We start from the raw sequence: 9448 nt of genomic DNA on the forward strand, positions 1-9448 counted from the left end.
GAGATAGAAGCAATGGGGTTGGAGCAATTTTATTCTAACCTAGATAAGTATGATGTATTCTTATTAGGTCCACAAGTAAGGTTTAAGAAAGATGAATTAAATACATTAGCTAAAGAAGTTAATAAAACTGTAGAAGTAATCAATAGTATGGACTATGGAATGATGAAAGGTGAAAAAATATTAGATTTTGCTTTAGAACTAATAGAGAAAGAAGGTAATCAACATGAGTAAATTTACAAAGGAAGAATTGATAGAAGGTTTTATGCCAATAATCGCAATGGCAGGAACTGCTAAAAGTATAGCATTGGAAGCTCTTAGAAACAAAGACAAAAGCGGGTTATTAGAAGCTAAACAATTATTATTAGAAGCACATGGGGTACATCATAAATATGTCACAGCAGAATGTGAAGACGATGATAATGTGGTAGTAGAGTTAAATTTAATAATTGCCCATGCTGAAGATCAATATATGTCAGCTGAGACGATTATTTCTTTGGTAGAAATATTATTAGATATTATTTAATCTTAAATATATTAATATAGGGGGAAGAAATGAATAAATTTATGGATAAATTTACAAAATTTACAGAAAAGCATTTGATGCCACTAGCATCTAAAATGGCTAACCAAAAACACCTTACAGCACTAAAAGATGGGTTTGTATATGCCATGCCATTTTTAATAGTAGGATCATTTATATTACTTTTAGTTAATTTACCTTTTACAGATAAAGCATCACCGCTATATATGCAATGGTATGTTGATTTGATGAGTGCTCATAAAGCTAATTGGGTTCAACCATTTTATGTAAGTATGGGAGTTATGTCCTTATTTGTATCCTTTGGAATAGGGTATAGTCTATCTAACCAATATAAGTTAAATGGAATTACAGGTGGATTTTTAACATTATTTACCTTCCTTATGACTTCGGCAAAGTTAGACTGGGTCCCTATGGCAAAAGATCCTCAAGTAATGAATGTATTTCATGTAGATGGTGGATGGATGCCAGTAATGGATGCTAGATATCTAGATGCGAATGGATTGTTCACAGCAATCATTGGTTCATTTATAGCAATTGAGATATATAGGTTTATGGCTACAAAAAAAATGGTAATAAAGTTACCTGATTCTGTACCACCAGCAATTGCAAAATCATTTGAATTATTAACACCGATTATAGCAGTAATAATAATTCTTCAACCTCTTAATAATTGGGTTCAGAGTACTGGAAAGATGATTCCCAAATTAATAATGGATACCTTTGCGCCATTTATATCTGCTTCAGATAGTTTACCAGCAGTTTTATTAATTATTTTAGTGGTTCATATACTATGGTTTGCTGGGTTACATGGAGTAAATGTAGTAGTAGCCATTATAAATCCAATTATTTTATCTAACTTAGCAGTTAATCAAGCTGCACTTCAAGCCGGAGAAAAAATACCTAAAATATTAGCTGGAGGATTTTTAGATGCTTTTGTATACTTAGGAGGAGCTGGAGCAACTTTAGGACTTGCAATAGCCATGTCTAGAAGTAAAACAGATCATTTAAGGTCAATAGGAAGATTAGGAACAATTCCAGGATTATTTAATATAAATGAGCCAATAATATTTGGTGCTCCCATAGTTATGAACCCAATTTTATTTATACCTTTCTTAGGAGTCCCTATGATTAATGCTACCATAGCTTGGTATGCTGTAAAAACAGGACTAGTAGGGAAAATAGTAAGTTTAGTACCATGGACAACTCCAGGACCAATAGCAGCCTTATTAGCAACAAATTTTAGTGTAGGAGCATTTATACTTAGTATTGGACTAGTTACGTTATCTTACTTCATATATACACCTTTTGTAAGAGTATATGAAAAATCTTTAGAATTGGAAAACTAAAAATTAAAAGGGAGAGTCATGAAATGAGAAAATTAGGAATATCGGTATATCCCGAGCATGCTAGTTTGAAAGAAAATAAAAACTACATAGCTACAGCAGCAAAATATGGTTTTGATAGGATTTTTACTTGTCTATTATCTGTAAAAGGAGATCAAGAGTCAATAGTTAGAGAGTTTAAAGAGATAATTTCATATGCTAAAGGGTACAATTTTGAAGTAATAGTAGATGTAGCTCTATCTGTATTTAAAGATTTAAAGATATCTTATGATGATCTATCATTTTTTCGTGAGATGGGTGTAGATGGATTGAGATTAGATGAAGGGTTTTCTGGAGCAGAAGAAGCTATGATGACTTATAATAAAGAAAATCTGATGATTGAATTAAACGTCAGTCAACCAAATAGATATTTAGAAAACATATTATCATATTGTGCCGATACTCATAATATTTTAGGATGCCATAATTTTTATCCTAAAAAAAGAAGTGGTTTAAAGAGAGAATTATTTTTAGAAACTTCTAAAAATTATAAAAAAAATGGAATAAGGGTAGCTGCATTTATAAATTCTACAGCTGCTACCTTTGGTCCATGGCCAGTTTCAGAGGGGTTATGTACATTAGAAGAGCATAGGTATATAGATGATATCACAGTACAGGCAAGAGATCTTTGGAATACTGATATGGTAGATGACGTTATTATAGCTAATTGTTTTGCCTCAGAGGATGAATTGAAGGCATTAGGGGACATTAGGAGAGGGTTATTGACGTTAGATATAGAATTAGAGGTTGAAGTTTCTGAAACAGAGGCTAAAATTTTATACGATGAACTACATTTTTATAGAGGAGATGCCAGTGAATATACTATAAGATCTACTATGCCTAGAGTAAAATACCAAACTTATGAAATACCTTCTAAAAATACAAGAAGTATTAAAAGAGGAGATGTGATAATAGAAAACTCAAATTATAATAGGTACAAAGGGGAACTGCATATAGCTTTACGAGATTATCAAAATGAAGGCAATAGCAATGTGATAGGAAGAGTTCGTGGAGATAATCTTATTTTTATAGATAATATTAAATCATGGCAAAAATTTAAATTAAGATAAATATTAATTAATTATGGAGGTTCAAAATGAAAAAAAAAATATCGATGTTGGGGTTAATTGTATTTTTAGGAGCAAGTGCTTTCGCTGAGGACACTCCTCAAACAATGGAACAGTTAAAAGCTGAAAATACTACTTTAAAAGAAAAATTGGCAAATACCGTATTAAAATCAGAGGATAGTGGTAGAACAGAACTTATTAAACAAGGTGATCAAGGTGAGGATTGGCAAATTTCAGCTAGAACTTATATAGAAAGAGAAAAATATGATTTAGGATCTAAAGATTTTGGTGAAAGTGAAAATATTTTAATGTTTGGAACAGGGATTAATGCTGTTAAAGGAAACTGGGGTTATCATTTGAATGTTGAGCAGAGAGGAACAGGACATGTTAATTCAAATGGTGCAGACAGTCAAAACACAAGAGTAGACTATAAAGTTAGGTATCAAGCTACACCAAAAATTGGGGTTGCTTTTAAGTATAGAAGTGAAAGAGGAACTAAAAAAAGAGATGCATGGGCAGCAGAGCAAAATAGAAATAGAGATAGGGTAGAATTAGGAATAGATTCTTCATATGAATATGCTTCTGGTTGGTTTGTAGTAGGTCATGATGTTGATAGTAATAATGGATCTAAAAACAAGGGGAATTATTATGAAGGAGATTTAGGACCTACATTCTCAATAACAGATAATTTTGCACTTAGACCTACTTTCTATTCAACAGGAGAGTTCTATAACAACAACGATGAGACTATGTATGACCATCAAATTAGATTAATGGGTATCTATCAAGTTACAGACAAATTAACAATTATGCCTAGAGTTAGATATTCTTTAGTAAGAGATCTATCGGAAGCATCTAAGACTTATGACTACACAAGTGATTATAGAATAAGAGCAGAGCTGTTAGCAGCTTATACGATAAATGATCAATTGTCTGTAGATGGAGGAGTAGCTTATGACTGGCAAGATAGGGAATATGATAGGGGAACTTCTAAAGAAACTAAAAACATAGATATGTTATGGTATACAGTAGGAGTTAATTATAGATTCTAAATAAATTAAAAGCAAAAGAGGACAATCCTTAAGGATTGTCCTCTTCCTATGTATAAAATTACATTTCTTTTAAATCTTGTGCTATAAATTGAGCTTTTGCTCCAAAGATAGCTTGAACACCGTTTGTACCAACTTTAAGTACTCCTGAAGCTCCTAATCGCTTTAATTCTTTATCATTTACTGCGTTTACATTTTTAACTTCTAATCTAAGTCTTGTAATACAAGCATCGATTGTAACTAAGTTATCTTTACCACCTAAAGCAGCCATAACTAAGATAGACAATTCACTTCCACTTACTTTGATTTGTTCCTCTTCATCGTCTTCTTCTCTACCTGGAGTTTTAAGATCAAACTTTCTGATAACCGTTCTGAATAGGAAGTAATAAACTACAGCTAATACTAATCCTACAACTATTACCATATACCAGTTATTATCGAAATCTCCTCTTATTCCTGGTAAAACACCGAATAAAACATAGTCGATAGCTCCACCTGAGAATGTCATACCAATTCTAACATTTAACATATTCATTACCATAAATGATGTTGCTGCGATTACACAGTGAATACCATATAAAACTGGTGCTACGAATAAGAATGCAAATTCAATTGGTTCTGTGATACCTGTTAAAAATGATGTTAATGCTGCTGAGAATAAGATACCTCCAGCTAATTTTCTTTTTTCAGGTTTTGCTTCATGATACATTGCTAATGCTGCTGCTGGTAATCCAAACATCATGAATGGGAATTTACCAGTCATAAATTTACCTGCACCTACATAGGTATCAGAAGAGAAGTTTCTAACTCCATCGTTAAACATTGCAAACCAAATTCTGTTATCTCCTTGAACTAATTGACCAGCGGCATTTGTATACTCACCGAATTGGAACCAGAATGGAGAATAGAAGATATGGTGTAATCCGAATGGGATTAAAGCTCTTTCTATTAGACCAAATATGAATGTTGATAAGTTTGAGTTGTTAGGGTCATTAGCTATCATAGATAATGATTCTAATCCAGCTTGGATTGGTTGCCAGATATAAGGCATTATCATACCAACGATAAATCCTACTAAAGCTGCCATGATAGGAACTAATCTTTTACCTGCAAAGAATCCTAAGAACGGAGGTAATTCTGTCTTATGGAACTTATTATACATGGTAGCTCCAATAATACCTGCAATAAGACCACCGAACACACCAGTTTGAAGTGTAGGAGTTCCAAGAACTAAAGCGAATGCTTTGTTTCCTGCTTCTACTCCTGCTGCTGCATCAGTTAAACTTCCCATAGTAACGTTCATAATTAACATAGCGACAATACCTGCTAAACCAGCGACTCCATCTCCACCTGCTAAACCTATAGCTGCTCCTACTGCAAACAGTAATGGTAGATTTCCAAATATAACATCACCTGCGTTTTTCATTAATGGTATATCAGCATGTGCTCCTACTGCTAAGAATATTCCAGCTGCTGGTAATATTGCGATAGGCGTCATCAGTGCTTTACCGACTCTTGATAGTTGTGCAAACATTTTCATCTTCATTTCCTCCTGAATTATATATTTTAGTGACAGTGATTATGTACAAACTCAAAACTTGTTTTCCTTTTTAGAGAATAAAAATACTTTTTAAAGACTACATTTTTTATTCTAAAATGTATATATTTGATTTATTTTTTATCTAGTTGTTCTAATTGGGAACTTTCAAGTCTTTTTTGTTTCATGCTTTAGAATAAAACTTTTTCTAAAAAAAGTCAATATTTTTTTGTAAAAAAATGAGCCTTTTTTTAAATGAATAAAACTAAATCACTATTTTGTTGATGTAGATAGTTGAATATTAATTTTTTTTAAGATTTTTAAAATTTTTTTTTTTATAAAAATTTGACTTATTTAATTATTTGTCATAGAATCAAAATAAAATGATTTGTTACCAAATGTTTTGTGCGAATTTAAGATAGGAGTAGTTATGAAAAAAGATAAGTATCGTATAATCGAGCCTTTTTTAAAAAAGGAAAAAAAATTGAAAGAACTTAGTAGTGAACATGAGATTCCATATAGCACACTTAAAAGGTGGATAAAAGCATATAAGGAGTTTGGATCTAAGGGTCTCTCTAAAAAAACTAGGAGTGATAAGGATAGTTTTAGAAAAGCTGATGATAAAATTGTAGAGTATATAACAAAAGAACATAAAAAAAATCCTAATATAAATATAACAACCCTTTATAATAATTATTTAACGGCTTTTAAAAATAAAAATATTACGAAGTTAAGTTACAACACTATATATAGGATGGCTACTAATTTAGATCCATTTAGTCAAAAATATGTAAATAAAAACTTAACTAATATAAAAAAACAAAATGATATATATAGAATATCGACTGAAAAATTTCATATTAAAAATTTAAATATTAATGAAGGAGTTGCTAATATAGCTATAATATACGATGTTTATGACGATAGTATATTAAACTATAAGATCTATACTGAAGAAATTAAGGAAGATCATTACCTCATGCTTATTAGGGATACAATTATAAAAAATAGAGTAGAAGATTATTTGGTAAAACCAAAGAATATATTTATAGATGATTTTAAGATAGGAAATAAAGAAAAATTTTTTAAGATTTTAAAAGAATTAAATATAAATATCAATGGGAATCTAGAAAAAAATAAGGAAATAACAAGATTTGTTAGATTTTTAGAAAAAGATATTATAAATATTTTTAAAGGAGAACCTCTTTCTATTAAGTATTTAAACTATAACCTGGAAAAGTATATATGTAATGGTGTTTTAAAAAACATTCCAGAGAGTAATAAATTATTTGATTTTAATAAATTAGATTTTTTATTTGAAAGTGCAGATAGAAAAATTCAAAATTATGGGGTACGTTTTAAAAACAACTTATACAGTGCTGAGGTATTGAAAGAATATATAGGGGAAATAGTTACTTTAAGATACAATGTTTTTGATCTAAATATTTTGAAGATTTATCAAAAAAATAAATACTTATTTTCTGTATATCAAACAGATGCATTGATTTAAAAAATATAGTTATAATGATTTCAAAAAATCTAATTTTATTAAAAAACGTCACGAAATTTTTCGTGACGTTTTTATTATAAATTTTACTTATTTTTACTTGTTTTTTCTTTTCTTGTTCTGAGCAAAATTAAATCCCTTAAATAATTTTCATTTTTAGCTTCTAACCATTTTTCTTGGAAATTATCATCTTTAATTAATGTTGCGATAGATGCCAAAGTTTGAAGGTGTAATTTATTTAGTTCAGGACTACTAACAAATAAAAATACGGCTTTTATCTCTGGATGCTTTTCACTAAATTTAATACCGTCTCTACATCTAAATACAGCCATATGAAATGAGTCTATATCATCTAGAACAATATGTGGAATGGCTGTAAAACCAGATATAGCAGTGGTTATGTCGTTTTCTCTTTCAAAGAAAAGATTTTCTAATTCCAAATTATCTTTCCCTAAAATAGTGGAGAATTTTTCTGCTTCTACTTTAATTAATTCTTCTAAACTAGTAAACTTTTTCAGATCTACAATGGGAGCATCCATAACAATCTTATCAAATTCTGTAAGTTTAACATCATCTCTTTGATGAATAATATCTCTTAATTCACTTTCCAAATTATGCCCAAGTTTAAGATTATCAGTAATTCTTATTAAAAGATGTAATAATGCATACTCCTTACTAGAATTTTTCTTTCCATAGGTAAAATAAATAGCTAAACTTATAAAAATAAGACCAATACTAGATTCTATAGCAGCTATTCCCAATTGGGCTATAAAAGATATAAATACAAATATAGTAAATATCTGAACCCAGGGATATAGAGGGGCTACAAAGGATGGTCTGTAATTTGATAAATTACTTTCTCTGATAATAATTACTGAGAGGTTAGTCAAAACATATGTTGTTAATATTACTGCAGATGCTGTCTTAGCTAATGTTTCTAATGGCAATAATAATGATCCGACCATAAGTAACCCTGTAGCGATGATAGCTACTGTAGGAGTTTTATATCTTTTATTTACTTGTCCTACAAATGAAGGAAATAATTTATCTCTACTAAGTGCTAGAGGATATCTAGAGGCTGCCATGATCCCAGCATTTGCTGTAGAGACAAAAGCTAGTAAAGATGCAACGGTAATAACAATATATCCTGGATTCCCTGCTAAGACCCTTGCAGCATCAGCAATAGGAGTCAATGAATTAGCTAATACTTCTCCTGGTAATACTCCTACAGTAACAAATAGTGTGGCACCATATACGAATATAATAACAATTATGGAAGAAATTAATCCTTTAGGAATATTTTTTTTAGGTTTTTTTACTTCTTCAGAGACACATGCTACAGTGAGTAAACCACCAAAAGATACAAAAATAAGAGCAGCACTAGAAACTATAAGGCCTGCTCCTAAAGAGCTAAGTGGGGAACCAGTGCTTACTAATTCTAATTTACCATTTACAACATCATATATTTGAATAAATGGATTAAAATATTCGAGATTAACATTAAACATTCCAACAGCTATAAACATTCCCATTAATAATAATAAACCTGTAACTATAACAGTTTCAAATTTACTAGCGGCTTCAACTCCAACAATATTTAAAATTAAAAATACTGTAGTGACTAAAGATGAAATTACTATTAAGGTTTGATGATCCATAGCATCTCCATAGAAAATCCCACCAACAACCCCAGCTATACCAAAGATTGCAAAAGCTGTTTTTAAACAGATTGCAAACCAGCTAAGAACACCAGATATGGTACCTATAAGTGGTCCAAGGGTTCTCATAATAAAGAAATAATCTCCACCAGCTTTTGGCATTGCGGTAATTAGTTCAATAACAGAAAGTGTACCTATAAGTACGATTAATCCGCCTAGAATATAACCTAAAATCATCATTGGACCTGCCTTACTAAAGGCTATTCCAGGCAGTATGAAAATACCGGAACTAATCATAGCTCCAGATGAAATACTGAATACATCCATAAATCCAAGTTCTTTTTTAAGTTCCATAACATCACCTCATTAATATATTTTAATAATCTAAGTATACTCTATTTTTATGGGATTTCAAACTGATTCATCAAGAAAAAACTAATTTATTAAGAGAAAATTAAGCACTATAAAATATATAATGTAGTAATAAAAAACATCACAAAAATCTAGTGACGTTTTAAAAAATTATTTTCTTTTCTTTTTTCTTTTTCTAAGTAAAATTAGATCTCTTAAATAATCTTCATCTTTGGCTTCTAACCATTTTTCTTGAAATTTTTCATCTTTAATTAATGTTGCTATAGATGCCAGAGTCTGGAGGTGTAGTTTATTTAATTTAGGACTACTAACAAATAAAAATACAGCTTTTATTT

Annotated in this window: 9 protein-coding genes; 6 read left to right on the plus strand and 3 right to left on the minus strand. The window is 30.3% G+C overall.

Going from position 1 to position 9448, the window contains the following annotated elements; all coding sequences use genetic code 11:
* The 5 genes from WBG30_RS11755 to WBG30_RS11775 all read left to right on the plus strand — a co-directional run.
* On the plus strand, nt 1-231 hold a 231-nt coding region (locus tag WBG30_RS11755), incomplete at its 5' end, for a PTS sugar transporter subunit IIB (protein ID WP_424504849.1).
* Complete coding sequence (locus WBG30_RS11760) at nt 224-523, plus strand: PTS lactose/cellobiose transporter subunit IIA (RefSeq protein WP_424504850.1); 300 nt, start codon at nt 224-226, stop codon at nt 521-523. The genes WBG30_RS11755 and WBG30_RS11760, both read left to right, overlap by 8 nt.
* A gap of 29 nt (nt 524-552) precedes the next feature.
* Nucleotides 553-1887 (plus strand): PTS cellobiose transporter subunit IIC, encoded by a 1335-nt coding sequence (celB, locus tag WBG30_RS11765; protein WP_424504851.1) that lies wholly within the window; start codon nt 553-555, stop codon nt 1885-1887.
* 23 nt (nt 1888-1910) lie between these two features.
* Nucleotides 1911-2993 (plus strand): DUF871 domain-containing protein, encoded by a 1083-nt coding sequence (locus WBG30_RS11770; protein WP_424504852.1) that lies wholly within the window; start codon nt 1911-1913, stop codon nt 2991-2993.
* A gap of 26 nt (nt 2994-3019) precedes the next feature.
* On the plus strand, nt 3020-4042 hold the full coding sequence (locus WBG30_RS11775) for a hypothetical protein (protein WP_424504853.1): 1023 nt from the start codon (nt 3020-3022) through the stop codon (nt 4040-4042).
* Nucleotides 4043-4100: 58 nt separating this feature from the next.
* On the opposite strand, the gene ptsG is transcribed toward WBG30_RS11775, so the two are convergent.
* Nucleotides 4101-5579 (minus strand): glucose-specific PTS transporter subunit IIBC, encoded by a 1479-nt coding sequence (gene ptsG, locus WBG30_RS11780; RefSeq protein ID WP_424504854.1) that lies wholly within the window; start codon nt 5577-5579, stop codon nt 4101-4103.
* Nucleotides 5580-6006: 427 nt separating this feature from the next.
* Here ptsG and WBG30_RS11785 point away from each other — a divergent pair, with 427 nt between their 5' ends.
* Nucleotides 6007-7086: a Mu transposase C-terminal domain-containing protein gene (locus tag WBG30_RS11785; RefSeq protein ID WP_424504855.1), complete on the plus strand. Its 1080-nt coding sequence runs from the start codon at nt 6007-6009 to the stop codon at nt 7084-7086.
* Between the two features lie 83 nt (nt 7087-7169).
* Here WBG30_RS11785 and WBG30_RS11790 read toward each other — a convergent pair whose 3' ends face one another.
* Both WBG30_RS11790 and WBG30_RS11795 read right to left on the minus strand, forming a co-directional pair.
* On the minus strand, nt 7170-9095 hold the full coding sequence (locus WBG30_RS11790; RefSeq protein WP_424504856.1) for an amino acid permease: 1926 nt from the start codon (nt 9093-9095) through the stop codon (nt 7170-7172).
* A 168-nt stretch (nt 9096-9263) separates the two neighbouring features.
* Nucleotides 9264-9448: PTS sugar transporter subunit IIA (locus WBG30_RS11795; protein WP_424504857.1), on the minus strand; the 185-nt coding region annotated here is incomplete at its 5' end.

It is taken from the genome of Psychrilyobacter sp. (assembly GCF_049671765.1).
GTDB lineage: Bacteria > Fusobacteriota > Fusobacteriia > Fusobacteriales > Fusobacteriaceae > Psychrilyobacter.